The sequence below is a fragment of the Roseovarius sp. S88 genome (assembly GCF_037023735.1).
Lineage (GTDB): Bacteria > Pseudomonadota > Alphaproteobacteria > Rhodobacterales > Rhodobacteraceae > Roseovarius > Roseovarius phycicola.
Genome location: NZ_CP146069.1, coordinates 1,722,311 through 1,747,958, shown reverse-complemented (window position 1 = coordinate 1,747,958; position 25,648 = coordinate 1,722,311). Strand labels below are relative to the sequence as shown.

Annotated in this window: 24 protein-coding genes; 15 read left to right on the top strand and 9 right to left on the bottom strand. The window is 58.8% G+C overall.

The genetic code is table 11. The annotated features are described in order from the left end of the window. The first annotated feature begins 18 nt into the window (after positions 1-18). From cysG to RZ517_RS08840, 7 genes are all read left to right on the top strand, one after another. Positions 19-1,413, top strand: a complete 1,395-nt coding sequence (gene cysG, locus RZ517_RS08870; RefSeq protein WP_317054965.1) for a siroheme synthase CysG — start codon at positions 19-21, stop codon at positions 1,411-1,413. After that, positions 1,413-1,721, top strand: a complete 309-nt coding sequence (locus RZ517_RS08865; protein ID WP_317054966.1) for a DUF2849 domain-containing protein — start codon at positions 1,413-1,415, stop codon at positions 1,719-1,721. The genes cysG and RZ517_RS08865 overlap by 1 nt, the downstream gene beginning before the upstream one ends. After that, positions 1,714-3,381, top strand: coding sequence for a nitrite/sulfite reductase (locus RZ517_RS08860; protein WP_338551082.1), 1,668 nt, complete (start codon positions 1,714-1,716; stop codon positions 3,379-3,381). Before RZ517_RS08865 ends, RZ517_RS08860 begins: the two co-directional genes overlap by 8 nt. Beyond that, entirely contained in the window at positions 3,368-4,114 is a 747-nt protein-coding gene (locus RZ517_RS08855) for a phosphoadenylyl-sulfate reductase (protein WP_338551081.1), read from the top strand. Before RZ517_RS08860 ends, RZ517_RS08855 begins: the two co-directional genes overlap by 14 nt. Further along, complete coding sequence (locus tag RZ517_RS08850) at positions 4,111-4,542, top strand: DUF934 domain-containing protein (RefSeq protein ID WP_338551080.1); 432 nt, start codon at positions 4,111-4,113, stop codon at positions 4,540-4,542. Before RZ517_RS08855 ends, RZ517_RS08850 begins: the two co-directional genes overlap by 4 nt. Before the next feature lie 71 nt (positions 4,543-4,613). Then, positions 4,614-5,459, top strand: a complete 846-nt coding sequence (locus RZ517_RS08845; RefSeq protein WP_338551079.1) for a ferredoxin--NADP reductase — start codon at positions 4,614-4,616, stop codon at positions 5,457-5,459. Between the two features lie 167 nt (positions 5,460-5,626). Then, entirely contained in the window at positions 5,627-6,160 is a 534-nt protein-coding gene (locus RZ517_RS08840; protein WP_338551078.1) for a hypothetical protein, read from the top strand. Positions 6,161-6,400: 240 nt separating this feature from the next. Here RZ517_RS08840 and RZ517_RS08835 read toward each other — a convergent pair whose 3' ends face one another. Next, complete coding sequence (locus tag RZ517_RS08835) at positions 6,401-7,282, bottom strand: translation initiation factor 3 (RefSeq protein ID WP_338551077.1); 882 nt, start codon at positions 7,280-7,282, stop codon at positions 6,401-6,403. A gap of 203 nt (positions 7,283-7,485) precedes the next feature. Here RZ517_RS08835 and infC point away from each other — a divergent pair, with 203 nt between their 5' ends. The 4 genes from infC to RZ517_RS08815 all read left to right on the top strand — a co-directional run bounded on the left by infC (position 7,486) and on the right by RZ517_RS08815 (position 11,903). Further along, positions 7,486-8,031, top strand: coding sequence for a translation initiation factor IF-3 (gene infC, locus RZ517_RS08830; protein WP_422395576.1), 546 nt, complete (start codon positions 7,486-7,488; stop codon positions 8,029-8,031). Between the two features lie 239 nt (positions 8,032-8,270). Next, positions 8,271-9,977 carry a peptide ABC transporter substrate-binding protein gene (locus RZ517_RS08825; protein WP_338551076.1) on the top strand — a complete coding sequence of 569 codons (1,707 nt, stop codon included), beginning with the start codon at positions 8,271-8,273 and terminating at the stop codon, positions 9,975-9,977. 26 nt (positions 9,978-10,003) lie between these two features. Further along, the gene (locus tag RZ517_RS08820) at positions 10,004-11,011 is read left to right on the top strand and encodes an ABC transporter permease (RefSeq protein ID WP_338551075.1); all 1,008 of its coding nucleotides are present in this window, start codon (positions 10,004-10,006) and stop codon (positions 11,009-11,011) included. Further along, positions 11,004-11,903 (top strand): ABC transporter permease, encoded by a 900-nt coding sequence (locus tag RZ517_RS08815; protein ID WP_338551074.1) that lies wholly within the window; start codon positions 11,004-11,006, stop codon positions 11,901-11,903. The genes RZ517_RS08820 and RZ517_RS08815 overlap by 8 nt, the downstream gene beginning before the upstream one ends. A gap of 112 nt (positions 11,904-12,015) precedes the next feature. Here RZ517_RS08815 and RZ517_RS08810 read toward each other — a convergent pair whose 3' ends face one another. From RZ517_RS08810 to RZ517_RS08800, 3 genes are all read right to left on the bottom strand, one after another. Continuing rightward, entirely contained in the window at positions 12,016-13,179 is a 1,164-nt protein-coding gene (locus RZ517_RS08810) for a M20 aminoacylase family protein (RefSeq protein WP_338551073.1), read from the bottom strand. Between the two features lie 11 nt (positions 13,180-13,190). Continuing rightward, on the bottom strand, positions 13,191-14,963 hold the full coding sequence (locus tag RZ517_RS08805) for an ABC transporter ATP-binding protein (RefSeq protein ID WP_338551072.1): 1,773 nt from the start codon (positions 14,961-14,963) through the stop codon (positions 13,191-13,193). Positions 14,964-15,039: 76 nt separating this feature from the next. Then, positions 15,040-17,511 carry a penicillin acylase family protein gene (locus tag RZ517_RS08800; RefSeq protein ID WP_338551071.1) on the bottom strand — a complete coding sequence of 824 codons (2,472 nt, stop codon included), beginning with the start codon at positions 17,509-17,511 and terminating at the stop codon, positions 15,040-15,042. Positions 17,512-17,602: 91 nt separating this feature from the next. On the opposite strand from RZ517_RS08800, the gene RZ517_RS08795 reads away from it, so the two are divergent. The 3 genes from RZ517_RS08795 (at position 17,603) to RZ517_RS08785 (ending at position 19,465) form a co-directional block, all read left to right on the top strand. Continuing rightward, positions 17,603-18,475 carry an NAD(P)-dependent oxidoreductase gene (locus tag RZ517_RS08795; RefSeq protein ID WP_338551070.1) on the top strand — a complete coding sequence of 291 codons (873 nt, stop codon included), beginning with the start codon at positions 17,603-17,605 and terminating at the stop codon, positions 18,473-18,475. Between the two features lie 178 nt (positions 18,476-18,653). Continuing rightward, complete coding sequence (locus tag RZ517_RS08790) at positions 18,654-19,130, top strand: hypothetical protein (RefSeq protein WP_338551069.1); 477 nt, start codon at positions 18,654-18,656, stop codon at positions 19,128-19,130. Positions 19,131-19,177: 47 nt separating this feature from the next. Next, entirely contained in the window at positions 19,178-19,465 is a 288-nt protein-coding gene (locus tag RZ517_RS08785) for a hypothetical protein (protein ID WP_338551068.1), read from the top strand. A 67-nt stretch (positions 19,466-19,532) separates the two neighbouring features. On the opposite strand, the gene RZ517_RS08780 is transcribed toward RZ517_RS08785, so the two are convergent. From RZ517_RS08780 to RZ517_RS08770, 3 genes are all read right to left on the bottom strand, one after another. After that, complete coding sequence (locus tag RZ517_RS08780; protein WP_338551067.1) at positions 19,533-20,753, bottom strand: LuxR C-terminal-related transcriptional regulator; 1,221 nt, start codon at positions 20,751-20,753, stop codon at positions 19,533-19,535. Positions 20,754-20,861: 108 nt separating this feature from the next. Continuing rightward, on the bottom strand, positions 20,862-21,836 hold the full coding sequence (locus RZ517_RS08775; RefSeq protein ID WP_338551066.1) for a hypothetical protein: 975 nt from the start codon (positions 21,834-21,836) through the stop codon (positions 20,862-20,864). A 152-nt stretch (positions 21,837-21,988) separates the two neighbouring features. Further along, positions 21,989-22,654, bottom strand: coding sequence for an alpha/beta hydrolase (locus RZ517_RS08770; protein WP_338551065.1), 666 nt, complete (start codon positions 22,652-22,654; stop codon positions 21,989-21,991). Between the two features lie 377 nt (positions 22,655-23,031). On the opposite strand from RZ517_RS08770, the gene RZ517_RS08765 reads away from it, so the two are divergent. Further along, positions 23,032-23,664 carry a tyrosine-type recombinase/integrase gene (locus RZ517_RS08765; RefSeq protein ID WP_338551064.1) on the top strand — a complete coding sequence of 211 codons (633 nt, stop codon included), beginning with the start codon at positions 23,032-23,034 and terminating at the stop codon, positions 23,662-23,664. Positions 23,665-23,859: 195 nt separating this feature from the next. On the opposite strand, the gene RZ517_RS08760 is transcribed toward RZ517_RS08765, so the two are convergent. Beyond that, positions 23,860-24,540 carry a hypothetical protein gene (locus RZ517_RS08760; protein WP_338551063.1) on the bottom strand — a complete coding sequence of 227 codons (681 nt, stop codon included), beginning with the start codon at positions 24,538-24,540 and terminating at the stop codon, positions 23,860-23,862. Positions 24,541-24,589: 49 nt separating this feature from the next. Continuing rightward, positions 24,590-25,618 carry a fatty acid desaturase gene (locus RZ517_RS08755; RefSeq protein WP_338551062.1) on the bottom strand — a complete coding sequence of 343 codons (1,029 nt, stop codon included), beginning with the start codon at positions 25,616-25,618 and terminating at the stop codon, positions 24,590-24,592. Positions 25,619-25,648 lie beyond the last annotated feature (30 nt).

The following is a 25,648-nucleotide window of genomic DNA, read 5'->3' as shown; positions in this document are numbered from 1 at the left end:
GAACCGGAGGCGACGGCCTTGAAACATTTTCCTATCTTCGTAGCGCTGGAAGGACGGCGCGTGGTGCTGTCGGGCGGCGGTGAGGCGGCTTTGGCCAAGTTGCGTCTACTTCTAAAAACCGAAGCCAGCCTGACCGTGTTCTCATCCGATCCCGCGAAAGAGATCGAAAACTGGGCAAATGAAGGCCGCCTGCGTCTGGTGCGCCGCGCGATGGAGCCGGGTGATGCGACCTGCGCCGTGCTTTTCTATGCCGCTGACGAGGATGACGCCGAAGACGCGCGCACCTCGACCATTGCCCGTGCGGATGGGGCGATGGTCAATATCGTCGACAATCTGGGCGACAGCGAATTTATCACACCTGCCATCGTCGATCGTGACCCTGTCACCGTCGCCATCGGCACCGAGGGCGCAGCCCCGGTTCTGGCCCGAGCCATAAAATCCGACCTTGAGGCGCGCCTGCCCGCCAACCTGGGTCCGCTCGCGCGCATCGGCAAGGCCTTCCGCAAAGCGGTTGAAGTGCTGCCCATGGGCCGCAAGCGTCGCGACTTCTGGTCGGACTTTTACTTCAACGCAGGCCCCCGCGCGATGGATCAGGGCGGTGAAAACGCTGTGCAGGACACCCTGCCCGCTCTTCTCGACAAACATGAGCGCGCGCAAGAGCGTGAAGGGCATGTCGCCTTTGTCGGCGCAGGTCCCGGCGACCCGGAGCTTCTGACGCTCAAGGCGCGCAAGGCGCTCGACGCGGCCGATGTGGTCATTCACGACCGTCTTGTGACCAAGGACATTTTGGAACTCGCCCGCCGCGAGGCCATCCTGATCAACGCTGGCAAAGAGGGGTTTGGCCCCTCCATGTCGCAAGATGACATCAACGCGCTGATCATCGAGCATGCCGCCACAGGCGCACAGGTGGTGCGCCTCAAGGGCGGCGATCCCACCGTTTTTGGCCGTCTGGATGAAGAAATTGAGGCCGTCATGGCCGCCGACATCAGCTGGCACGTCGTGCCTGGCATTACCGCCGCCTCGGCCAGTGTCGCAAGCCTGGGTCAAAGCCTGACCAAGCGGGGGCGCAACTCGTCTGTGCGCTTTGTCACCGGTCACGACATGAAGGGTTATGCCGATCACGACTGGGCCTCGCTGGCCCGCCCCGGAGAGGTGGCCGCCGTCTACATGGGCAAGAAATCCGCCCGCTTTATTCAGGGCCGTCTGTTGATGTACGGCGCGGATCGCAGCACACCGGTGAGCATCATTGAAAACGCCAGCCGCCCGGATCAGCGCATTCTGGCGACCACCCTGTCGGGGCTGGTCAATGATCTCGACGCCTCTGACCTCAATGGCCCGGCCCTCACGCTCATCGGCCTTGCCCCCCGCGCCGCCGAAGCCGCCCTTACAGATATTCAACAGGAGTTCGCCTGATGCCCCGTGAATTCACTCCCAAAGTCGTCACCGCCAACGCGCTGATTGAGGGCGATGTGGTCTATCAGACCGCCGATGACCGCTGGACGCGCGATCTTTCCGAGGCGGAACTTATCAAAGACGAGGGTCTGGCCAATCTGCGTCTGGCCCAGGCCGAAGGCCAGCCCGAGCTAGTTGTGGGCGCGTATCTGGCCGATGCCGCACCGTCCGAGGATGGACCGCAGCCGACGCATTTCCGCGAAGAGTTTAGGCGCACCGGGCCGTCGAATTACTTCCACGGCAAACAGGCGGAGTTGACTGATGTATAACTATTCCGAATTCGACGCCGCTTTCGTGGCCGAGCGCAACCGCCAGTTCCGTGCTCAGGTCGAGCGCCGCATTGACGGCTCGCTCACCGAGGACGAATTCAAGCCCCTGCGCCTGATGAACGGCCTCTACCTGCAACTGCACGCCTACATGCTGCGCGTGGCCATTCCCTATGGCACGCTTGACAGCGCCAAGATGCGTCAGTTGGCGCTGCTGGCAGAGAAGTGGGACAAGGGCTATGGCCATTTCACTACGCGTCAGAACATTCAATACAACTGGCCCGAGCTGCGCGATGTGCCGGATATGCTCGATGCGCTGGCCGAGGTGGGGATGCACGCCATCCAGACATCCGGCAACACGATCCGCAACGTCACCGCGGACCATTTCGCCGGTGCTGCGGCGGACGAGATTGCCGATCCGCGTCCTGTGGCTGAACTTTTGCGCCAGTGGTCCACGGATCACCCGGAATTTCAGTTCCTGCCCCGCAAGTTCAAAATCGCTGTGACTGGCGCGCCTGCCGACCGGGCCGTCACCATGGCGCATGACATCGGCTTGCAGATTGTCGAGCGCGATGGCGAGATTGGCTACAAGGTCATCGTCGGCGGTGGTTTGGGCCGCACGCCGATGATTGGCAAGGTCATCGCTGAGTTTGTGAGCCAGGAAGACTTGCTGCCTTATGTCGAGGCCGTGGTCAGCGTCTGGAACCTGCTGGGTCGGCGCGACAACAAGTACAAGTCACGCATCAAGATCACCGTGCATGAGCATGGCATTGATGACATCCGTGCGCGGGTAGAGGAGCGGTTCAAGGTGATCCGCCCCACCTTTAGCGGCATTGACGTGCAGCTCTTTGAAGAGATCAAAGCCGCCTTTGCGCCCCCTGCGTTCCGCGACGAAAGCACGGCGATTTATGAAACGGCCTACAAAACCGATCCGATCTTCCGCTCCTGGGCGGATGTGAATCTGGCCCAGCACCGTGCCCCGGGCTATGCCATCGTGCAGATCAGCCTCAAAGCCCATGGCGAAACGCCGGGTGATGCCACCGCAGAGCAAATGCGCGTGATGGCCGATCTGGCCGAACGCTATGGCCATGATGAGCTGCGCATTTCCCATGAGCAGAATGTCATTCTGCCGCATGTGCACAAATCCGACCTGCCTGCGATCCATGCCGAGCTGAAAAAGCACGGGCTGGCGACAGCGAATATAGGGTTGATCAGCGATATCATCGCCTGCCCCGGCATGGATTACTGCGCGCTGGCCACGGCCCGCTCGATCCCGATTGCGCAAGAGATTGCCACGCGGTTTGACGAGCTGAAGCTGGAGCATGAGATTGGCGAGCTGAAGATTAAAATCTCGGGCTGCATCAACGCCTGTGGTCACCACCATGTGGGCCATATCGGCATCCTGGGCCTCGACCGCGCGGGCGTTGAGAACTACCAGATCACGCTTGGTGGCGATCACACCGAAACCGCCGCCATCGGCGACCGCACCGGCCCGGGCTTCTCTGCGGACGAGATCATTCCGGCCATCGAGCGGATCGTTGAGGCGTATCTTGAGGTGCGCACAAGCGCCGAAGAGCCTTTCATCAAGACCTACCGCCGCGTCGGCATGGCCCCTTTCAAGGCCGCACTCTATGAACAGGCAGAGGCCTATGCTGCAGAGTAAGATCAACACCGATCTGCCGGTTCGGGTGAATAGCCTGAACGAGTGGTATCGGCTGCATTCGGCCACCGCCGTTCTGGAGCATGCGCTTGGCAACCCGGATGCGGGCAAGCTGGCGCTGGTGTCGAGCTTTGGCGCGGAGTCTGTCGTGCTTTTGCATATGGTCTCGATCATTGATCGCAGCACACCGGTCATTTTTATCGACACCAAGATGCTCTTTGCCGAGACGCTGGTGTATCAGCAGGAGGTGAGCGAGCGGTTAGGTCTCAGCGACTTGCGGATCATTCGCGCCTCAAACGTGGCGCTCAAGGCCGAAGACCCGGATGCTACGTTGCATCAACGCGATACCGACGCCTGCTGTGCTTTGCGCAAAACCCAGCCTTTGCAAGACGCTCTTGCAGGCTTTGATGGCTGGATCACCGGGCGCAAACGCTATCATGGCGGGGACCGCGCCACTCTTGATTTCTTTGAGGTCGAAGAGGCCACCGGCCGGATGAAGGTCAATCCGCTGGCGCATTGGACCCGTGAGGACGTGCAGACCTACATGGAAGAAAACCGTCTGCCGCGTCATCCGATGTTGGCCAAGGGCTATCCGTCGATTGGCTGTATGCCCTGCACCAGCCCCGTGAAACAGAATGAGGATATCCGCGCAGGCCGTTGGCGCGGAACAGAAAAATCCGAGTGCGGCATCCATTTCGTGGACGGGAAAGCCGTCAGAACAGGAGAAAGAGCATGAGCATCATCGTATCCGACACAGGATTTGCACAAGACGACTGGGACGGCGATTTCGCCGCGCTCAATGACGCGCATCCCGGTGTGGCCATTGATCTGGCCTCGTCCAATGATCCTAACGAGTTGGCTGGACGCCTCGATGACACACCAATGATCCGCGTGGATTTTCCCAACTTTGCCGATGGGCGCGGGTTCACCATTGCGCGTCAGCTGCGTCTGATGGGGTTCAAGGGGCGCTTGCGCGCCCGCGGTCATGTGATTGCGGATCAATACGCGATGGCGCGTCGCGCCGGCTTTGACGAGATTGAAATCTCGGAAGATCTGGCCAAGCGTCAGCCCGAGGATCAGTGGAGGTTCCGCGCAGATTGGCGCGCGCATGACTATCAAAGCCGTCTGCGGGGGTCGTCCGCGAGCGAATTTGCCGCTGAATAAGCCCTTCACCTGACCTAAATCAAAGTATACGAGGAGATGCCGGGGGTAAAATCCCCCGGCAATTGATGCGAATGAATGAGACCGTAAACGTGACCGAAGCCAAGGCTGTCAAAGTGCCCCTCCTGCCCGATGCCCAGACTGTGACCGAGGTCAAGCACTGGACCGACCGGCTCTTTTCCTTCCGCACCACGCGGCCAGCCTCTCTGCGCTTCCGCTCGGGCGAGTTCGTGATGATCGGCCTCATGCAGACCGATGAGAAGACGGGCAAAGAGAAACCGCTTCTGCGCGCGTATTCCATCGCCTCGCCCTCCTGGGATGATGAGTTGGAGTTCTACTCGATCAAGGTGCAGGACGGCCCGCTGACCTCGCGCCTGCAACACATCCAGCCCGGCGATCAGATCATCCTGCGCCCCAAACCCGTGGGCACGCTGGTGCATGACGCGCTGTTGCCGGGCAAACGGCTCTGGCTTTTTGCGACTGGCACTGGGTTTGCCCCCTTTGCCTCGCTTTTGCGCGATCCGCAAACCTACGAGGATTACGACGAGGTCATTATCACCCATACCTGCCGCGAGGTGGGTGAGTTGACTTATGGCGCGGAGCTGATTGAGAGCATCCGCAGCGATGAAATGCTGGCAGAACTGATCGGCGAAGGCTTTGCTGAAAAGCTGCGCTATTACCCCACCACCACCCGCGAGGAGAGCCCCAAGATGGGCCGCATCACCGATCTGATGCGCTCGGGCGAGGTGTTTGAGGATCTCGGCGTGACTCCCCTGGCCCCCGAAACAGACCGCGCCATGGTCTGCGGCAACATGGCGTTTAACCTTGAGATCAAGGACATGCTGGAAGAATACGGCCTGCGCGAAGGGGCGAATTCCGACCCAAAGGAGTACGTGGTCGAGAAGGCGTTTTTGGACTGAGGTATCAGAGGGTTTGAGTTCATCGCACCCAGGGCACGGGTTCAAGAGCGCAGCCCGGCCATGCCAGCGACCGGCCGCTTGTACGGCTTAGGTGGGATGTCAGCTTCGAGGCTAAAGTAAACACGCTAGCTTTTCCCTCTTTGCGCGAATTTGAGTAACCGTGGTGAATGACTAAGGGAAGCGACAGAGATACTGCTAGACGCGAGTTAGTCCGACTTCTGGAAGGTTTGGAGTGCTACCGCTCATGGAAAATTTCATGCATAGATCGCGACAAAGGTGTGGTCACCGAAGATGACCTAAATCAGGTCGTAATGCCGAGTTCCTTCTTCCTTCAAGTCTTTGACGAAACAAAAGGCAGCAGCAGTGCGGCGGTAATCAAAGAAGTTCAACAGTGGTACTCTCACACAGCCAGTGACTTGCGCTATATGATGAATTCTGGTGATGAGGCATGGACCGCTGATGCAAGGCAGTTTCTAAAAGATTTTCCGGGAGAGGTAGGGTTCGATTTTTATGCCGAAGCAGGTCTTCTACGAAAAGTGGCCGATAAGGCCTTAAAATCACGCAAGATTACGAACCAAGGGGACTATTACTCCCTGAGAGAACTTGAGAATGATGTGTCACAGTCAGTTTTAAGCTCAGAAGAACTGGCCGAAATCTCAGAACTTCTCCGTGAATTCGAGAATAACGCAAATGTACGGTAGTGGCCGATTTGCCCGCCTAACGGACCTCTGAACCCAGAATTGCCGACTGAAAACATCGGATGGCTGGCTTGAGCTCAACAAGCACATCTGTCCATCTGACCAAAGGCCCGGTCTCAAGGGACGCAGCCCCTCCGTGCCAGCGCCGCGACTTTCAGAAGACCTAAATGAATTTCGGGCCGGACCATACGCCAAAGCACACGATCCGACCCGAATATTTTCATAAGAGCTATCAGCCGTTTCTTACAGCCCAAGCGCCTCACGAACAGCATCCAGCGCCGATTTCAGCAGCTCGGGATTGTCCTGCGCCGCCTTGAGGCTTGTGGTCAGGCCGGTTTTTTCCAGCGCGCCCAGGTTTGAGCCGTCGATGAACTCTGTCACCTTATCGAGGTCAAAGCCGTCCACGGTCAAAAGCTCCATGATGTCTGGTGTGGCATCACCAGCGGCGTCTGCCGTAGAGGACGCGGCCTCTTCGGTGTTGGTGTCCAGCGCGGCGGTCTCCGTTGCCTCTTCCGCGGCTTCACTGGCGGTGTCAGTCGCGGCATCTGCGGCCTCCGCAGCCGTGTCAGCTGCAGCATCGGCTGCTTCACTTGCAGTATCTGCTGCCGCATCTGCGGCCTCGGATGCTGTGTCTGTCGCCGCATCAGCTGCTTCTGCTGCGGTGTCGGCTGCAGCATCTGCCGCACCTTCGGCGGCTTCAACCGCCTGATTGGCGGTGTCTGCCGCTGCATCCGCAGCACCTTCGGCAGCCTCCGTCACGGTCTCCACAGCTTCTTGCGCTGTATCGGCAGCAGCATCCGCCACTTCACCAGCCGTGTCTGCTGCCCCTTCAACAAGGTTCTGCGCGCCTTCCGCCGCGCCTTCCACAGCTTCCTCCGTTGCTGCGGCTGCGTCACTTGCAGCTTCTGTAGCGGTCTCAACCGCGCCTTCAGCCGCTTCCGTCACGGCCTCAGTCGCGTTCTCCACTGCCTCACCCGCAGCATCCGCAGCACTTTCCAGCGCTTCCGGTGCATTCACATTCTCGCTGACGTCGCTTGCGATCTCCTGCGGTGACTTGCCGGAAAACAGCATGTACCCTCCGGCAATCACAACCAGTGCCACAAGAACCCAAAGCAGGTTTTTCATAATCTTCATCCCCTTTTAAAGCAGTCTTTGCGCCTCATGCGCGAACTGCGATGTCTGTAGCTGTCAGATGCGTCCGAGCTTGAAAAGGTACAAGGGGAAATTCGGTGCCAATCGGCTCAGATCAGCCGATTTTGCCGCTTGAATCAGTCCCTCAGCGGCGTTAGGTTGCCACTTCAAGTCAGACGATAAGAAGGACCAAAGCCATAGCTCGCAGACCCCACAACGCGCCCCCTACGCGCGACACCGGACCGCGCATCAACGACCGCATCCGTTCCTCTGAAATCCGCCTCATCGGCGCTGATGGAGAAAATGTAGGGGTTGTGACACCCGAAAGAGCTATGGAGATGGCCGAAGACGCCGGTCTCGATCTGGTTGAAATTTCCCCAAATGCCGAACCGCCGGTCTGTAAGATCATGGATTATGGCAAGTACAAGTACGAACAGCAAAAACGCGAATCCGAGGCGCGCAAAAAACAGAAGGTTATCGAGGTCAAAGAGGTCAAGTTTCGGCCCAACACCGACACGCATGACTATGACGTGAAAATGCGCAATGTGTTCCGCTTTCTGGAGAACGGCGACAAGGTCAAGGTCACGCTGCGGTTCCGGGGTCGTGAGATGGCTCACCAGGACCTGGGCCGTGACCTTCTGGAACGTGTTGCCGAGGACATTGAGGGCATCGGTAAGATCGAAAACATGCCCAAAATGGAAGGCCGCCAGATGATTATGATTATCGGGCCTGGCGGGAAATAACCTTAGGTCTCTGGTTTTGAACGACAAAAGCGCTCAGCTCGTAGCGGGGCGCTTTTTTATTGCGAACACGCATTGATTGAACCGGTGTTCTTGCTATCGTCTTAGGTATCTTCGAAGGGCTGCAAGCGCCGGTTCACCACTCTCCGGCACGCAACGCGAATATCCGGCCTCAAGACCGGCCAAACCAGTTCGACGAAGCAAAGAAGAGACGAAAAAACGTCCACAGCAGGGGAGACAGAATGGTACTTGGACGCAACGCCCTTTGGGCCGGGGCCGTTTGGTGTTTGGCCTCCTCAGCCTATGCCGACCGGGCCAGTGACGGCCAGCTCAATCTCTATTATTGGCAAGCGCCATCCATCTTGAACCCCTACCTGTCGGGCGGTTCCAAGGATATCGAGGCCGCCAGCCTGATCCTTGAACCTCTGGTGCGCTATGATGAAACGGGCGCGATGGTGCCTTGGTTGGTGGATGATATCCCGACACTCGAAAACGGTGGTGTGTCCAGTGATCTGACTACGGTCACCTGGCGCCTCACCGAAGGCCTATTGTGGTCAGATGGAAGCCCCCTGACCTCAGAAGACATCAAGTTCACATGGGAATACTGTACAGCCGACGGCGGCGGATGCGCACAATTCGAGAAATTTGGTGGCATTACTGCGATTGAGACGCCGGATGCACAGACCGCAGTGGTCAGGTTTGAAGGCCCCAAGCCCTTCCCCTACTCCGCCTTTGTCGGCGGCTTGGCCCCCATCCTGCAAAAGGCGCAGTTTGCCGACTGTCTCGGCCCCCGCGCCCCGGAATGCAGCGCCGAGAATTTTGCCCCCATCGGCACTGGCCCCTTTGTGGTCGAGGATTTTCGCCCCAATGACGTGGTGCAACTTTCGGCCAACCCAAATTATCGCGACCCCGACAAGCCAGCCTTTGCCAACGTCCTGATCAAAGGGGGTGGCAATGCCAGCACCGCAGGAAGCGCGGTGCTGGAAACAGGTGAGTTTGACTATGGTTGGAACCTGCAACTGTCGCCGGAAGTTCTGACGCGCATGGAGGCCGCCGGAAAGGGCCAGGTTGTCTCGGCTTTCGGCACAGTTGTGGAGCGGATTGTTCTCAATCTCACCGATCCCTCAAGCACACTTGGGAATGAGCGCTCAACAACGGCCCACCCTCACCCGTTTTTGTATGACCCGGCAGTGCGCGAAGCCCTCAGCCTTGCCATTGACCGCCAGCTTCTGGTCGAGATCGGCTACGGATCCGCTGGCCGAGTCACCTGCAACGTCCTGCCAGCACCCGCGATCTATGTCTCCACCGCCAATGACGCCTGCATGACGCAGGATATTGCAGCGGCTCAGGCTTTGCTTGAGGCCGCAGGCTGGATCGACAGCGATGGCGACGGGGTGCGGGACAAGGATGGCGTCGCGCTGCGCCTTCAGTTCCAAACCTCGACCAATGCCGTGCGCCAGGATTTTCAGGTTCTGATCAAGCAATGGTGGGCCGAGATTGGTATCGACACACAGTTGCGCAACATTGATGCCAGCGTCTTTTTCGGCGGCGATCCCGGAAGCCCGGATACATTTCAAAAGTTCTTTGCCGATGTGCAGATGTTTGCCGGAAGCTTCGATGGCACCGATCCCGAGGCTTATATGTCAAGCTGGCGCTGCGACAAGATCCCGGCACCAGACAACCAATGGCAAGGCAGCAATATCTCGCGGTTTTGTAGCGCAGACTATGACATGCTCGCCGACACAATGCGGCGCACCGGTGCCATGCAAGAGCGCGCCGCCTTGGCCAAAACCATGAATGACGCTCTGGTCGGCGCGTTTGTCCTGCTGCCGCTTGTGGATCGCGGCCGTGTCTCCGCTCATGCCAATTCCCTCGGTGGTGTGCGGATCAACACCTGGGACACAGAGCTTTGGAACGCCGCCGATTGGGTGCGCAAGGACGGCAACTGAATGCACGTGGTGTGCGGAGTTGTTGAATGCTGAGCTATACGCTGCGTCGACTCTTCTTGGCAGTGCCCATGCTGCTGTTCGTCGCCTTGGTTATCTTCTTGTTGCTGGAGCTGGCCCCCGGTGATCCGATGGCGCAGGTACCACTGACAGTGCCACCCGAGGTCAAGGCGCAAATGCGCGAGGCCTTGGGTCTTGGCGAGGCAATGCACATCCGGTTCGGCAAATGGCTGGTGCAGTTTTTCTGGATCGAACCACAGGTGTTCATTGACCATATGTTTGGCACGTCCCTGTCAGAGGGCCAACTGCGCGTGCTCAGCTGGCAGCATCGCGGCCCGGTCATGGATGTCGTGGCAGAACGCCTGCCCCAGACGCTCTGGGTTGTGGGCACGGCCTATGTAGTGGGCATTCTCATCGCCCTGCCCATCGGGATATACTCGGCTTACCGCCAGTATTCCGTGTTTGATCAGGCGGGCACATTCGTCACCATGATTGGCTATTCGATCCCGCCCTTTTTCAGCGGTCCTTTGGTGATCGCACTCTTCTCAGTACAGCTCGCCTGGTTCGATTTTGTCTATGACACCACCCACGAGGTCACCGACTGGGCCAGTTTCAAAGTGCAGCTGGGCCAGATGGTCTTGCCGGTGATGGTCCTGTCCCTGCAGACGACAGCCCAGATCAGCCGCTATATGCGCGCCGCTATGCTGGACAATCTGAACCAGGATTATGTGCGCACGGCACGCGCCAAAGGCCTCTCTGAGGTGGTGGTGGTTCTGGTGCATGTGCTGCGCAACTCGATGATCCCGGTGGTCACGGTCATCGCGCTTGGCCTGCCTGCGGTCTTTGGTGGCGCGATCATCACCGAACAGGTGTTTTCCATCAACGGCATCGGGGCGCAGTTGATTGACGCCATTCGCGCCAATGACCTGCCCACGGTGCATACGCTGACCTTTATTTTCGCGGTCCTGATCGTGCTGGCCAACCTGCTGGCGGACATCCTTTACGGGTTGCTTGACCCGAGGATTCGCTATGACTGATCATCAGACACCCGCAAGCGGCCCATTGCGGGACGTGTGGCACATCTTTGCCCAACATCGCGGTGCGCTTCTGGGTGCCGTTGTGTTTGGCCTCGTCATCGTGACGGTCTATCTCGGCCCATTCTTCTGGACGCTTGATCCCGGCTTTGCCGATATCCGCGCCCGCAACCAGGGCCCAGGCTGGGCGCATCCTTTTGGCACCGACAATCTTGGGCGTGACACACTGGCACGGGTGATGGCAGGCGGGCAGATTTCCATCGCAGTCGGCCTGGCGGCCATGGCGCTGTCCATCGGCCTTGGCAGCCTCATCGGCGTGCTGGCGGGCATGTTCCGCCTTCTCGATGGCCCGCTCATGCGACTCACAGACCTCTTTTTGTCCCTGCCGCTCCTGCCGCTGCTTCTGGTAATGATGCTGCTCTTCAACGAAAGCCTGACCGGCGTTCTGGGCCCGGAAACCGGGACGTTCATCCTCATTGTCGGCGCCATTGGCCTGACAAGCTGGATGCCCACGGCACGGATCGTGCGGGGGGAGGTCCTTGCCCTGAAAGAACGAGAATTCGTGCTCGCCGCGCGCTCCATCGGCACGTCCCCCACCAAGCTGATAACCCGCCATATCTTGCCCAATGTACTCTCCCCGATACTGGTCTCTGCCACCCTCGGCATTGCCACGGCCATCATAACCGAAAGCGCGCTCAGCTTCCTCGGTTTCGGCTTTCCCCCGGATTTCGCCACCTGGGGTCAGCTTCTCAAAGACGCCACTGTGTATCTGCAGGACTACCCCGAACGGGTGATCTGGCCCGGGCTAGCAATTTCCCTTACAGTGCTGAGCGTGAACTATATGGGCGACGGGCTGCGCGACGGGCTCGATCCGCGCGCCCGGCGGCAAAGGTAGGATGCCTCCGGCGGGGATATTTACCGCAAGAAGAAAGAAATTTCCCCTAACTCTTTCTTTTTGCTTCAAATATCCAAACAAAAAAAGAGCGTGGCGCAACCACTCAATATAGTCAGCCAGCTGGCATCCGTTGCTCTACCACTTCCGCCCACCAGCTGCAGCCAAAGGGGATGGCATCGTCGCTGAAATTGTATTCTGGGTGATGCACCGGGGCAGTCTGTCCATTGCCCATCAGGATATAGGCACCGGGTCGCTCCTCCAGCATGAAGGCAAAATCCTCGCCGCCCATCACAAGCGGCGCGTCTTCGCATTTTCCTGTCACCGCCCTTGCGGCTTCAGCGGCGAAGGTGGTCTGCTCGGCATGGTTGGCCATCACCGGATAGTTGCGCTCGTATTCCAGCGTGATCGTGCCGCCAAAGGCCTCGCCGATGTTTTCACACAGCGCGCGCATGCGGCGCTCGGTCAGGTCGCGGATGGCCGGACTGAGCGTGCGCACTGTTCCCATCAGCGTGACCTGTGACGGAATGACGTTGAAGGTTTTGGACGAGGTTTCCATCGACGTCACCGACACCACGGCGTTCTCAATCGGATCAGCGTTACGGCTCACAATGGTCTGCAGTGCGCTGACCAGTTGCGCGGTCATCACCACAGGATCCACCGTCTCCTGCGGTTTGGCGGCATGTCCGCCTTTGCCGTCCACAACGATATCAAACTTGTCGGTGGCGGCGAAAAACGGCCCCGGCCGAATGGCAAACGTCCCTTCCGGCACGCCGGGCCAGTTGTGCATGCCGTAAACTTCCTGAATGCCAAACCGGTCCATCAATCCGTCTTCGCACATCTCGCGCCCGCCGCCGCCGCCCTCTTCGGCAGGTTGAAAGATCACCACCGCCGTGCCGTTGAAATTTCGCGTCTCCGCCAGGTACTTCGCCGCCCCCAAGAGCATCGCGGTGTGCCCGTCATGCCCGCAGGCATGCATCTTGCCGTCGGTTTTAGAGGCATAGTCCAATCCCGTCTGCTCATGAATTGGCAGTGCGTCCATATCAGCACGCAAACCAACAACCTTGCCCGATCCGCTTTCGCGCCCCTTGATCACGCCCACCACACCGGTGCGGCCAACGCCAGTCACCACCTCGTCACAGCCAAAGTCTTTGAGCTTTTCCTCGACCAAAGCGCTGGTGCGATGCGTGTCAAACATCAGCTCAGGATTTGCATGAATATCCCGTCGCCAGGCGGTGATTTCATCCTGCAGGTCAGCAAAGCGGTTTTTCACGGGCATGGGGCGTCCTTTCAGTCATATCCGCTGTCAGAGATCAGCACATGATGCCCCGGTGTCACCTCTTCGTAAATCGAAGGGCCGGGATCATGTCCGATCTTGTGTATAGGAGAGGGATTTGGTTTGAAATTCAACTCATCGTCTGTGATGCGCCGCTTTGGATCCGGGACCGGCACAGCGCTCAACAAGGCTTTGGTATAGCTATGACGAGGATCGCGCAGCACCGCGTCGCGGGGTCCACGCTCGACGATGCGCCCCAGATACATGACCGCAATCTCATGGCTCATCTGCTCCACCACGGCCATGTCGTGACTGATGAAGAGATAGGACAGCCCCATATCCGCCTGCAAGTCCCGAAAAAGGCTCAGGATTTCAGCCTGCACACTGACATCCAGGGCACTGACGGCCTCATCCGCCACAATCAGCTTGGGGTTCAACGCCAAGGCACGTGCAATCGCGACCCGTTGACGTTGCCCTCCGGAAAGCTCATGCGGATAGCGCTGCAAAAGGTCTCGCGGAAGGTGCACCCGGTCAAACAGCTCTGCAACACGGGCCTCCGTGTCTTGACGTGGCATGGGCGCGTAGTTCCACAGCGGCTCGGCCACCTGATCTGCCACGCGGCGCTGCGGGTTGAGGCTGGCATAAGGGTCCTGAAAGATCATCTGCATGCCTGCTCGCGCCGCGCGCAGGCCCGGCGCATCCAGCGCCAGAATATCCTGCCCATCGAACTGCACCGCGCCGGATGTCGGCTCCACCAGCCGCAGGATGGACCGGCCTACAGTGGATTTCCCACTGCCCGACTCGCCGACCAGCGCCAGTGTGCGCCCCGGTTGCAACGAGAAAGACACGTCCTCGACCGCGTGCAGTTCAGCCACCGTGCGGCGCAGCATACCCCCCTTCACGGCAAAGCGGGTGGTGAGGTTTTTGACCTCAAGCAACGGCGGACCTGAATCTGTGACCTTTGAGACAGTACTCCCCTGCCCCAGACGCGGAACAGCCTTGAGCAGCGCCTTGGTGTAGGCCGCTTTAGGTCGCTCAAAGATGTCGTTGACCGGACCGTCCTCAACCTTGCGCCCATCCTGCATGACCACCACACGATCCGCCACTTGGGCCACCACTGCCATGTCATGTGTGATAAACAGAACCGCCGCGTTGGTTTCTACCTTGAGCCGGTTGATCAGCGCCAGGATCTCGGCCTGCGTGGTCACATCAAGCGCCGTGGTCGGCTCATCCGCGATGAGCAGCTTGGGCCGACAGGCCAGCGCCATGGCAATCACCACCCGTTGGCGCATCCCACCCGAAAGCTCATGCGGATATTGCCGCAGACGCCGCTCCGGCTCTGGCAATCGCACTTGCTGCAACAATTCCAGCGCTCGGTCACGCGCGGCTTTGCGGCTCACGCCTTGATGCTGCCGCAAACCTTCGGTGAGTTGCCGTTCCACCGTAAACACTGGGTTGAGGGCGGTCATCGGCTCCTGAAAGATCATCGCAATGTTGTTGCCACGCAGATGGCGCATGGTGTCAGCAGCGGCTTGCGTCAAGTCCCGCGCTGCGCCTTCAGCCTCAAACAGAACCCGCCCGCCTGTGATTTCTCCGCCACCAAACTCGACCAGCCGCATCAGCGAAAGCGCCGAGACCGATTTGCCTGAGCCGGATTCACCGACGATGCAGAGCGTCTTGCCCGGGAAAATATCGAAGGAGACATCCTCCACCCCCTTAACAACACCCTGCCTCGTCGCAAAGCGCACTTGCAGGTTTTCGATCTTGGCAAGAGGACTGTCGAGCATGAGGGCCTGTGGCTCCGCTGTGAATGCACTAGACGCTAGTGCTGCTACCGTCTGACGTCAAACAAGGCGCACCGCTCTACTTGGCTGGCAGAAACCGCGTGACCCCAACAGACGCCGCCCTTGCCAGATCTGCATCAAGCGACATGGGAATATACTCCCCCCGCCTCCAGAGCTGCGACAGGTCATCGTAATGCCGGCTCAGGAAGTGACCCGACTGGCCGGTGGAAATGATGAACACGCTGCTATCTGGATCCGCGAAATCGTAGACCCCGCGATAGGCGGCCCCATGCACGTTGTGGAAAGGATCGGCTCCCTCTCCCGCCGTGCGCCCGCGCAAGAGCGTGTTGTCGCCCCCGGAGGTGGACTGGCGAATGTTCACGAAATAGCGCAGCACCGGGATCTCGCCCAAAACCTGATGATCATGTGTGGCCTGATGCGCATCGCCCCAGCGCAGGCTTTCCAACGCGGTGCCATAGCGCTCATCAATCCACACAAGCGCATCATCCAGCGCCAGCCGGGCAATATCGGTGCAGGTTTCAGTGATGGTTGACTGCCGCACATCACACCAAGCCGACGCGCCGTCAATATCGCGGTAGACACGCTCGATGAAAACTGGATCGGGATGGGTGAACTCTTCGGCCAGCGGCCCCATGTCATCCTCGATGAGCCGCTCCTGAAGCGCGCGTAACCAGGCAGCATAAATCAGCGGTTCCGGCAGATGCTCGTTCATCTCACCGTTCCAGCGTTGCAACAGGTCCAAAGCGCGTTGGCGTTGCCGTTCAGGCGTACCGTCGGGAGCAGCCTCGCCAGTGAACCACAGGTCCTTACCGATGAGGGGTAGAAGTGACCGCGCGGTGAAACTCACCGTATCAAGCTGTGCCTCGATAAAACTGTCTCGCGTATGCACCTGCCGCGTCTGCATCAACCGCCGCCAACGCAGCACCCGCTGTGTGTCGCCCCAGACATGGCTGACATGCTGTGGGAAAGGCCGGTCCACGGTCTTGTTATTGGTATTGCCAAGCAACCCGCCTGCGGGGGCCACAAACTCTGGATTGGCCGAGTAGGCATTTATCCCCTGCCAGCGGTTCTCTTCGATCCATCCCCGGCTGGGCATACGCCCCTGGCTTTCGTGGGCAGCATTGCGGCGTGGCATCGCCCCCACGGTCTTCATCGCAATCATGTTGCGATCCACGACAGTCAGGTTCTGCGACGGGGCCACGTATAGCTCTCCTGCCGCCAGCGCCTCGCGCACCGATTGCGCGCGCATCAAAGCATAGCCCGCGCTCATGGTGGTGTCGCGATCCGACAACGCCGTCCAGGCCAGCGAGGCGACATGACCAGCAGGTGTCACTTCGACGAGGTTGTAGTGCGAGCCGGGGAGGACCGGGCCATTTTCGGTCCAGCGCAAGGTCATCGTGACGGGTGTAGTGTCCTTGATGCGAATAATCGAGCTTTCTGTGCGAAATGGCTGATACCCGTCCGGGGTCAGGTATTCCTGCGGGTTCTCGGGGTTGAGTTTTTCGACATAAAGATCCTGATCATCCAGATAGGACGACGTAATCCCCCAGCCCAGCGTATCCGACCGCCCCGTCATGACAATCGGAATGCCAGGAATTGTGCCGCCAATAACCCCGCCGGTCTCAAGCTCAAGCCGGGCCAGATACCACATCGCCGGAGCGGTAAAGCCGAGATGCGGATCGTTGGCCAGTAGCGTCGCGCCAGCCGCAGAGCGTTTTGGCGCTGCTGCCCAGACATTGGAGGCTCCTGCATGTGCGCGCTTTTGGAACGGCGACAAGGGATGGTCTGGAATGCCTGTTCCCGTAGCTTGCGCAAAACTTTGCCCCTGTGGGAACAGCGACGCATAGTCCGGCAGCGCCGCGATGCCATTGCCCGGTGCCAACGGCATGATGTCGTTCAGTCGCGCGGCGTTGTTCAGCGCCAGCGAACTGCGCGCATAAAGCACTTCTTCTTCTAGATGCGAGGACAGCTGCACCGACAGAAGTTTCAGAATGGCCAGAGAATCTGCAGGCTGCCAGGGTGAAATGGGTGAGTTGATAAAGAAAAGTTCCGGCGCGCCGCGCCCCAGGGCAAAAGTGTTGATCTCGGTCAACCGCGCATTCACACCTCTGGCATAGGCGGCCAGTGCGGCCTGTGTCTGGCTGTCCTGCGCGGCAACGGATGTCTTGGCCAAGGCATAAAGGTCAAACCGGCGCATCAGCTTGTCGATCTCAACCGTGCGCACACCCAGCACTTCTGATAACCGCCCCTGCGCAGTGCGGCGCAGCATCACCATCTGCCACAACCGGTCCTGCGCATGGGCATAGCCCAGTCCAAAAAACGTGTCCGTGTCCTGTTGCCCGAAAACGTGCGGTACATTGGAATTGTCGCGCACGATATCCATCGACTGCGCCACACCATCCGTGGCCAGTGTTTTCTGATAATCCGGCAGTGAACGCGACAGCAGATAATAGCTGATCAGCACAGCCGCCACGCCCAGAAGGATCATCCCTCCGGCGATCCGGATCAGCCACACAAAGACTTGCGCCATGCCTGCCTCGAATTACCTTGCATCTTGGGTCGGGATAGTCAGAAATCCCGCCCATGACAATGACCGCCTTAAGGCGCAAAGGGAGAATATCATGGCAAAGCTGGCATTTTTGGGCATGGGTGTAATGGGATACCCGATGGCAGGGCATCTGCAGGCCGCTGGTCATGAGGTATGCGTCTACAACCGAACCTTTGCCAAGGCCGAGGCTTGGGCCGCCCAACATGGCGGAATGGCCGCCAAAACGCCACGCGAGGCCGCGGCAGGTGCAGAGTTTGTCATGGCCTGTGTGGGCAATGACGATGATTTGCGCAGCGTCTGCACGGGCGACGATGGCGCGTTTGCAGGCATGTCCAAGGGGGCGATTTTTGTCGATCACACCACTGTTTCGGACACGGTCACACATGAGCTCTATTCCGTTGCCAAAGATCACGGCCTCAACTTTGTCGACGCGCCTATTTCAGGCGGTCAGGCGGGCGCGGAAAACGCCCAGCTTGGCATCATGTGCGGCGGCGATCAGGACGCCTACGACGCAGCAGAGCCAATCATGAATGTCTACGCCAAGCTCTGCAAACGCATTGGCGAGAGCGGCGCAGGTCAGGTCACCAAGATGTGCAACCAGATTGCGATTGCCGGGCTGGTTCAAGGCCTGTCAGAGGCCCTGCATTTTGCGGAAAAAGCCGGGCTTGATGGGCGTTCGGTGGTCGAGGTGATCAGCCAGGGCGCAGCAGGAAGCTGGCAGATGTCCAACCGCTACGAGACCATGCTTGACGATCACTTTGAACACGGCTTTGCCGTCGACTGGATGCGCAAGGATCTTGATATCTGCCTCACCAGCGCCGACAAAAACGGCGCCTCGCTGCCCGTCACAGCGCTTGTCGATCAGTTCTACAAGGACGTGCAGAAAATGGGCGGTGGTCGTTGGGATACCTCGAGTCTGTTTAAGCGCCTGCGCAAAATGGATTAAGCCACGCCTGTCCCAAAAGCTTTCTAAAAGCTTTTGGGAATTCCTTTCAAAAAGGTATTCCCGTTCCCGTTTTGGGCAATATTGCCCATGCGTGCGATCCGACCTCTCCTCTACACTTCCGTTCACACAGCGCGCCCATGCTTTGGGTGCGCCAACAATTTCAATGGAGGAGGAGACAATGAAGAGATATGTAGCAGCAGCGTTCTGCATGGGCATCGCAAGCATGGCACAGGCCGGAGGGACATTCGATTCAACCGGAACTGTGATCGGCCAATCCACCAGCGCAATCCACGCGCTGCATGAGGGCCATCTGGTGCTCGAACTGCGCTCAACACACGATGAATTTCAAATGGCTGCAGCGGATCACCCGTTTTCTGGCATGAGCGGCTCCTGCACTGGTGCGGCCGAGATACGCGGGGCATCTGCCACCGGCGGGGGGATGTGCGTCTATACAGGGGCTGACGGTAGCATGGCGGCCAATCGCTGGACCGTGACAGGCCTTGGCGCGGATGGCGCGTTTGAAGGGCGATGGGTCATGGTGGCAGGCAATGGCGCGATGGAAGGCCTGACCGGCGGGGGCACCTATCGCAGCCTCACCAACCCAGAAACCGGCGCGCAACAAATCACACTCACGGGCGCGATTTCGAAACCCTGATACGCGGTGCAATTATCGCCCCGCCTCTTTTTAAGAAGGACCCTTAAATGTATGCGCGTATTACACATTATCAAATGAAGCCGGACATGGTGCAGGACGCCATTGCACGGCTGGAACAGATGAAACCGGCCATCATGGGCCTGCCCGGCATGCGGCAATTCATCAACACAATCAACGCCGATGGCAGCGGATGCGTCGTCGCGCTTGTGGAAAGCCGTGAAGTCTCGGACGCCAACGAAGAGGCCGTGGCGCAGCTTTGGGCACAGTTCGCGGATCACCTGGCTGCACCACCGGAGCCGTCAGGGTTTGATGTGATCGCCAACTGGTCGGCCTGATCCAACCACACCTTCCAGAAATGGGCCTGTTCTCTCCTCCAAATTGAGCAGGCTTATGGGGCGGTTTTTAACTGCGAAGCTCAAACATATGTTTGTCTTCCACGTTGAAGATCGCCCCAACCGTTTTGAACACCGAGAGCGCTTCGTTGAGCGATTGCGCTGAGTTCACGCCGACTTTCTCATAGATCGCCTGAATTTGGTTACGGATGGTTTTTTCGGCGCGCCCTGTCGCGGCGGCGATATCCGACGGGCTTTGCCCCGCGACCACAGCGCTGCAAATCTCGGCCTCCCGCTCAGTCAGCTCAAAGACATCCCGCAACAACCCGGTGTTCACCGGCTCATCGCCCTGACTGCCGACAAAAACCGCATATAGCCTGCGCGCATCAAAGAGATCCTTGTCCGCCTCCCCGACATCGGCCATCGACGGGTGAAACGGCGCAATGCAAAGCGACACAGGCCCGTCGCTTTCGTCAAGACGCAGACCTGTGGGCACATCGTTGCGTTCAATACCGGCAATCTGGCGATAGACGGCGCTGGTGTTGTGCGCATCGCTCAAGGTTAACCGACCTGAGGCATCCGTGCGAAAAAGTGCACCACGCTCCAAAAGTCGCTGACCGGCCGCATTGGAAAAAACCAGCCGCGCCTCGCGGTCCGTGACCAGCATCGGCAGGGCAATGGCATCCAGAAAGCCCTGGAAGGTCTCGGACGCTTCCTTGGCCATGCGTAAGGCCCGCGCGATACGGGTGGCCCGCACCACATGCGGTGAAATCAGCTCAAACACCTGCTTCAGCGCCTCCGGGTCGGGCGTATCGGGGCTTTTTTCGTTCTCGAAAAAGATAAACACCGCCTCGCGCACACCGCTTTGGGCAAATTTGAGTGACACCCAATGCCCAATCCCGGCAGGTTCCAATACGGTCTTGTACGAAGTTGAGGACCGGAATTCTTCGTCAGTAAATATCTCTCGCGAGTAGTAGACATCCCCAATCTGCGGATCGATGCGCTTCAACAGCTCCCGCCGATGATCGTTCTGGTCATCCTTGATGCCATGCACTTTGCCATCGACCGTGTGCTTGTCATAGACCTCTTGCGACGCGGTGTTGAACCCATCGGGATTGTACATGCCGATGAACTTCTCGCCTTCCTGCGTGTAAACCGCGCCCATGAAACCTTTGAATTTTTGGTTGAGCGTCATCAACAGCTGCTGCCATTGCTTCAGCTCAAGGGCGGACTCATAGACCACGCCAATCAGATCACTCAGATCCTGAAGCTCAGACCGCGTCTGATCCATTTGTCTTACCCTACGTCACCCACAACAGGCAGACTGCGCCGAAGTATCCTAAAAATCAACTTTTTTGCGCCGTGGTCAAACAAAGACACCTGACAGAGCCATGCTCGCTCAGCGGTCGGTTTCAAGGGGTTTCCCGGTAGGTTCCTTACCTGACGACGCCCAGCCCCCGCCAAAGCCAAACTGCGTCGTCGCGGCTTCTCTGAGGTCGGGCCTGCTGCGCAGAATCTCGGCCACGCCGCGCGCAATCACCCGACGCGTGGGCGCAGGCGCATGTGTGTGCTGAAGGGCCAGCGCCTCAAGAAGTTTGATGCGGGCGTTGAGAGACAGCGTGTCATCTTGGGCAACGCGATCCAGAATGGCCTGTGCCGCTGTTTTGCCGTCCAGCTCTATCCATGCGGTCGCGTAGGCCCCGAGATAGGGCAAATCCTGCGCAATTGCAGCGTCAAGGTCTTGCGCCAAAACAGCGCCAAAGCTGGGGTCCGGTGACAGCCCGGCCAGCAGAATGCGAATGGGCAACAGATCGCTGTCCCCTGATTGCAGATCCTGCTTCAGGGTTGGGATCTTCGGCAAACGCGCGGCGCGCAGAACCCCATAGGGCACGCGGTCCAGCTCTTGCAGCGCCAGGCGGCGCAAATCGGGATTGGGATCGTTGAGATAGCCTGAGAACAAAGACACCCTCTCGGCATCCGCACCGAAAGACCACTCGAACTGGTGCGCCACGACATGATCAATCACGCCGCGAAACCTGTCATCGAGAACCGCAAGCTCCTGCCACGGCCCATAGGCTCCATCACGGGCCAAAAGAGCTGTGTGCGTTGTCTCTTTGGAGAGCCGCGCACGGGTGGCCGGGCTCACAGGCACGGGAACCTGCGCGGTGTCAGGCCCCAAGAGCACGCTGATCGGCTGATAACGGGTGGGATCACCGGGGTCAGGGCGCGCCACCACGATCTGTTCGGTGGCCAGCAGAAGATCGACCAGCGTTGGATCAGGCACATAGCCATGAAAGGCGCACGCCTCGGCGGCTGGCCCTGCCCCAAGGCTGATCGCACCGCAAAGTACCCATCCAAAAACCTTGTGTTTCATGCCAGCTTGTCACCTCAAATAAGGCCCAAATCCTTCACTCAGGACCAATACCCGAGCCGGTTCGGTGCTTGCCTGATGTTAGCATACATGCCGGGGCGGCTGAACGTAACGATTGGGTGATCCAAATCGCACAGGCGGCATGAACCCGCGCCTCAAAGCCCCAGCTTGTCGCGCATAAAGGCCAGTGCGACGGAAAGCCCATCTGGCGCAATCCCGTGGCCGGTGCCTTTCATCACATGCGCATAGACATCGGTCCACCCAGCGCCCTGCAACGCCTCGGCGGCCTCCGGCAAGGATTGCGGCGGCACCACATCATCTGCATCGCCATGCACCAAAAGCACAGGCGGACGGCTGACCACTTCATCAGCGAGCAGATCAGGCTGCAACAGGCGACCAGAGAAGGCCACGATCCCTGCCACGGCATCTTCGCGCCGCGGGGCCACGTGCAGGGCCATCATCGTGCCCTGGGAAAAGCCAAAAAGCACCACCTGCTCGGGCAACACATCCTCGTCAACCATCAGCGCATCGAGAAAAGCGTTCACATCTGCCGCAGAGGCCCGAAACGCCGTTTCCGCCGCCTCTTCACTGGAGCCATCAATCCATGGGATCGGCGCCCATTGAAATCCAAAGGGCGCGCCGGGGATCGTTTCGGGGGCGTCCGGTGCGACAAACAGCGTATCGGGCAGATGTTCGCCCAATGGATCGGCCAGCCCCAAAAGATCGGCCCCATTGGCGCCATAGCCATGCAGGAACACCACGACAGACCGGGTGGTGCCCGACAAAGGCTCTTTGCGGCCAGCATTCAATACGCGTGTCATGTGGAGCCCCTTTTCGGTTGACCCTTGGGGTGTACGGTCTTAACGGACTGTGTTCAACAGCTCAGTCGAGAGCGTTAAGTATCATGCAGGGATTTGTCTTTGGACGTGTAAGTCTGGGATCAGCGAATGGCGGGTGAGAGCCCACAGCAGAAGTCTTGATCCTTCGCTGCGCGCGCTCGCAGCACGGAAATTGCTGCAAGCGCTTAGATTTCAGCGCGGCAAGGCAGCGGTGAATTCGGCCATTCATTCGGGCTGCTACAAAGTTTGGAGTACAAACCCGCTGGTGGCAGGCCAAATACAATCAGGTTTGCAAGTAGCATTCCAACGTCAGCGCGGTGCTGATGCTTGGGTTTGGAGGGCGGCAAGGAGGGCAAATCATGCCTCGAGTCCAACTTCCTGCTGTCACCCCGAAACGTAAAGCCTGGAACAAGGGGCGGATCGTCGGCCAGAAGCGACCGTTGCTACCAAAACAGGTTTGGGCCATCCGAGCGCGACTGGAACTGGCGAACAACCTTCGCGATCTGGCGCTCTTTAACGTTGCCATCGACAGCAAGCTACGTGGATGTGATCTGGTCAGGCTCTCTGTGGTCGATCTGGTCAAAGAAGATCGCCTCCGAGAACGTGTTTCGGTCATTCAGAGCAAAACCAAGCGGCCCGTTCGGTTTGAACTGACGGAAAACACAAGGGAAACTGTCCTGGCTTGGGTCAAGTCACCCGAGATGTTGGCTTGCTCGTTCATGTTTCCCAGCCGCTTCCACGATCGACCGCATATTTCAACCCGTCAATATGGCCGGTTGGTACACTATTGGGTGTCGTCAATTGGTCTGGAACCAAGCGGATACGGAACACATTCGCTTCGCCGAACCAAAGCTGCTGAGATCTACCGGAAAACAGGTAACCTGCGCGCGGTTCAGCTCTTGCTAGGACATATAAAGGTCGACAGCACAGTGCGCTACTTGGGAGTTGAACTCGAAGATGCGCTGAGTATCGCCGAAAGTATTGACCTTTAGGCATTGGGCGAGCGGCTGATCCCGCTCGCCTTTGCAGGCCAACCCGCTGCAAGCATCAGGTTTGACAAAAAATGACCAGCGCCGCCAAAATCTATTTGACGTCCGCTCACCATAACTATCCCGGACAAAATAAAGTAGGATGAATTGGCTGCCAGCTCCAAGTGGGCAATCACTCAAACGGCCAACCCTTTTAGCTCATGTAGCGATACGGATGGCGGCGCAAAGTTCGGGGTGCAGAATCCAGTTCCCGGGCTTATCTTCTTGTCCGGAGTCACCGCAAAAACCAATTAGCGCAGTTCCATCCAAACTCTTTGAAGGCATCTTGGAACCGGTCTTTGAAGACAGATATCCAGCAATCATACGACCCGCGCTTGCCAGAGCTTTTTTGGCCGAGTTCGCGGACTTATAGCTGCCAGCATCCGCAACCTTTTCCTCTGCCAACCCGTTATCTTCCGCCAGCGACAACGCCATCAACATGGCGCGCTGAGGACGCGTCAGGTTTACAGAATTGAACGCTTCCACGTATTCGTCGGTACACGGTACCAGCGTCCCTGTACGAGGATCCTTTCTTCGGTCTTCGTTCCTGCGGACTTCACGCGCATCGATGGCGGAGTGCAAAGCGGTGATCGCGGCTTCTTCGGTCTCACCTGTGGCCTCGGCGATCATGCCACGCGCCTTCGTTGGCGGTTTAGAAAATGCGCGGGCCACGAATTTGCCGGCGAGGAGGCCCGACTTGATCTGATATCTGCCATGTTCGCCGACTTGGATCGGGGGCGGTGTGTCTTTCTTACTGGCCTTGTCTTTCCTCTTTTTGGTCGTGCCTTTGAAGAGGTCATGGCCGGCATCTGTTCTGCCTTGTGCATTGGAACCTGTCATGGGGAACCCTTTTCTGGATTATTGAGTTTCGCGTGTCGATGTGACCGCCTTACGGGGTCAGCCGCCGTGCTTCGGCGAAGGAGACCAGCCGTCGGCCCTTTTCATCCCAAAGCGCCAGCATTGCGCAGCGCAGGCTGTCACGGAAGGTGAGACGCCGGACATTGGCGAGAGCGTCATGGTCGCGCAGGACTTCGGGAAGACGGTAGAATGGGATTCGGCTCGCCAGGTGATGAACGTGGTGGACGCCGATATTCCCGGTGATCCAGCGCAGAATGCCGGGCAGCGCATAGTGTGAACTACCCTCCAGCGCTGCTTCATGAATGTTCCAATCCTCGTCGCGTTGCCAGCTGGTTTCCTCGAATTGGTGCTGAATGTAAAAGAGCCACATGCCGGTCATCGCCGCGAGAAACATCGTCGGAAGAAACACGAACACCAGTACATGCCAACCGCCGAACCAGACGAGCGTTGCCAGGACAGCGGCGATAGCTGCATTTGTCGCGAGCGCGCTCAGCCAATAGTGCCAGCCTGATCGCATCAAACCGACCGGCAGCCGGTTCTGGATGAAGAAGGTATAAAATGGCACGACCCCGAACAGGAAGACCGGATTGCGGACAAGGCGGTACAAGCTCTGGCCGATCCACCCCTTTTCCCGATATTCTCTGACAGTCATCGTCGGCAGATCGCCAATGCCCCGACGGTCCAGATTGCCGGTTGTCGCATGGTGGATCGAGTGGGTTTCGCGCCAGACATCATAGGGCGTCAGCGTCACCACGCCTATTGCACGTCCCAACCAGTCGCACGCGCTCCGACTGCGAAACAAGGACCCGTGGCCACAATCGTGCTGGATCATGAAAAGACGGACCAGGAAGGCCGCGTTTCCCAATGCCAAAATGACGGCCAGCACGGTGCTGACCGACAGCATCCACCAGGCCACTGCCCAAATCGCGACAAACGGCGTAACCGTGACAAACAGCTCTAAAAGGCTTCGGGCCGTGTTCGGTGTGCGGTATCGCGCCATAAGGCGCGTCCATTCCAGGGCGTCTCGTTCCGGTTGGGTCGTTTTGGATGGCTTTCTCATGGCGATGGGGCGCTCCGTAGGAGCGCCCCG

What these genes read in the sequence shown, in the direction of transcription:
- RZ517_RS08865 (WP_317054966.1), top strand. Translation starts at nt 1,413, where the DNA reads ATGCCCCGTGAATTCACTCCCAAAGTCGTCACCGCCAACGCGCTGATT.
- RZ517_RS08860 (WP_338551082.1), top strand. Translation starts at nt 1,714, where the DNA reads ATGTATAACTATTCCGAATTCGACGCCGCTTTCGTGGCCGAGCGCAAC.
- RZ517_RS08855 (WP_338551081.1), top strand. Translation starts at nt 3,368, where the DNA reads ATGCTGCAGAGTAAGATCAACACCGATCTGCCGGTTCGGGTGAATAGC.
- RZ517_RS08850 (WP_338551080.1), top strand. Translation starts at nt 4,111, where the DNA reads ATGAGCATCATCGTATCCGACACAGGATTTGCACAAGACGACTGGGAC.
- RZ517_RS08845 (WP_338551079.1), top strand. Translation starts at nt 4,614, where the DNA reads ATGAATGAGACCGTAAACGTGACCGAAGCCAAGGCTGTCAAAGTGCCC.
- RZ517_RS08840 (WP_338551078.1), top strand. Translation starts at nt 5,627, where the DNA reads ATGACTAAGGGAAGCGACAGAGATACTGCTAGACGCGAGTTAGTCCGA.
- RZ517_RS08835 (WP_338551077.1), bottom strand. Translation starts at nt 7,282, where the DNA reads ATGAAAAACCTGCTTTGGGTTCTTGTGGCACTGGTTGTGATTGCCGGA.
- RZ517_RS08825 (WP_338551076.1), top strand. Translation starts at nt 8,271, where the DNA reads ATGGTACTTGGACGCAACGCCCTTTGGGCCGGGGCCGTTTGGTGTTTG.
- RZ517_RS08820 (WP_338551075.1), top strand. Translation starts at nt 10,004, where the DNA reads ATGCTGAGCTATACGCTGCGTCGACTCTTCTTGGCAGTGCCCATGCTG.
- RZ517_RS08815 (WP_338551074.1), top strand. Translation starts at nt 11,004, where the DNA reads ATGACTGATCATCAGACACCCGCAAGCGGCCCATTGCGGGACGTGTGG.
- RZ517_RS08810 (WP_338551073.1), bottom strand. Translation starts at nt 13,179, where the DNA reads ATGCCCGTGAAAAACCGCTTTGCTGACCTGCAGGATGAAATCACCGCC.
- RZ517_RS08805 (WP_338551072.1), bottom strand. Translation starts at nt 14,963, where the DNA reads ATGCTCGACAGTCCTCTTGCCAAGATCGAAAACCTGCAAGTGCGCTTT.
- RZ517_RS08800 (WP_338551071.1), bottom strand. Translation starts at nt 17,511, where the DNA reads ATGGCGCAAGTCTTTGTGTGGCTGATCCGGATCGCCGGAGGGATGATC.
- RZ517_RS08795 (WP_338551070.1), top strand. Translation starts at nt 17,603, where the DNA reads ATGGCAAAGCTGGCATTTTTGGGCATGGGTGTAATGGGATACCCGATG.
- RZ517_RS08790 (WP_338551069.1), top strand. Translation starts at nt 18,654, where the DNA reads ATGAAGAGATATGTAGCAGCAGCGTTCTGCATGGGCATCGCAAGCATG.
- RZ517_RS08785 (WP_338551068.1), top strand. Translation starts at nt 19,178, where the DNA reads ATGTATGCGCGTATTACACATTATCAAATGAAGCCGGACATGGTGCAG.
- RZ517_RS08780 (WP_338551067.1), bottom strand. Translation starts at nt 20,753, where the DNA reads ATGGATCAGACGCGGTCTGAGCTTCAGGATCTGAGTGATCTGATTGGC.
- RZ517_RS08775 (WP_338551066.1), bottom strand. Translation starts at nt 21,836, where the DNA reads ATGAAACACAAGGTTTTTGGATGGGTACTTTGCGGTGCGATCAGCCTT.
- RZ517_RS08770 (WP_338551065.1), bottom strand. Translation starts at nt 22,654, where the DNA reads ATGACACGCGTATTGAATGCTGGCCGCAAAGAGCCTTTGTCGGGCACC.
- RZ517_RS08765 (WP_338551064.1), top strand. Translation starts at nt 23,032, where the DNA reads ATGCCTCGAGTCCAACTTCCTGCTGTCACCCCGAAACGTAAAGCCTGG.
- RZ517_RS08760 (WP_338551063.1), bottom strand. Translation starts at nt 24,540, where the DNA reads ATGACAGGTTCCAATGCACAAGGCAGAACAGATGCCGGCCATGACCTC.
- RZ517_RS08755 (WP_338551062.1), bottom strand. Translation starts at nt 25,618, where the DNA reads ATGAGAAAGCCATCCAAAACGACCCAACCGGAACGAGACGCCCTGGAA.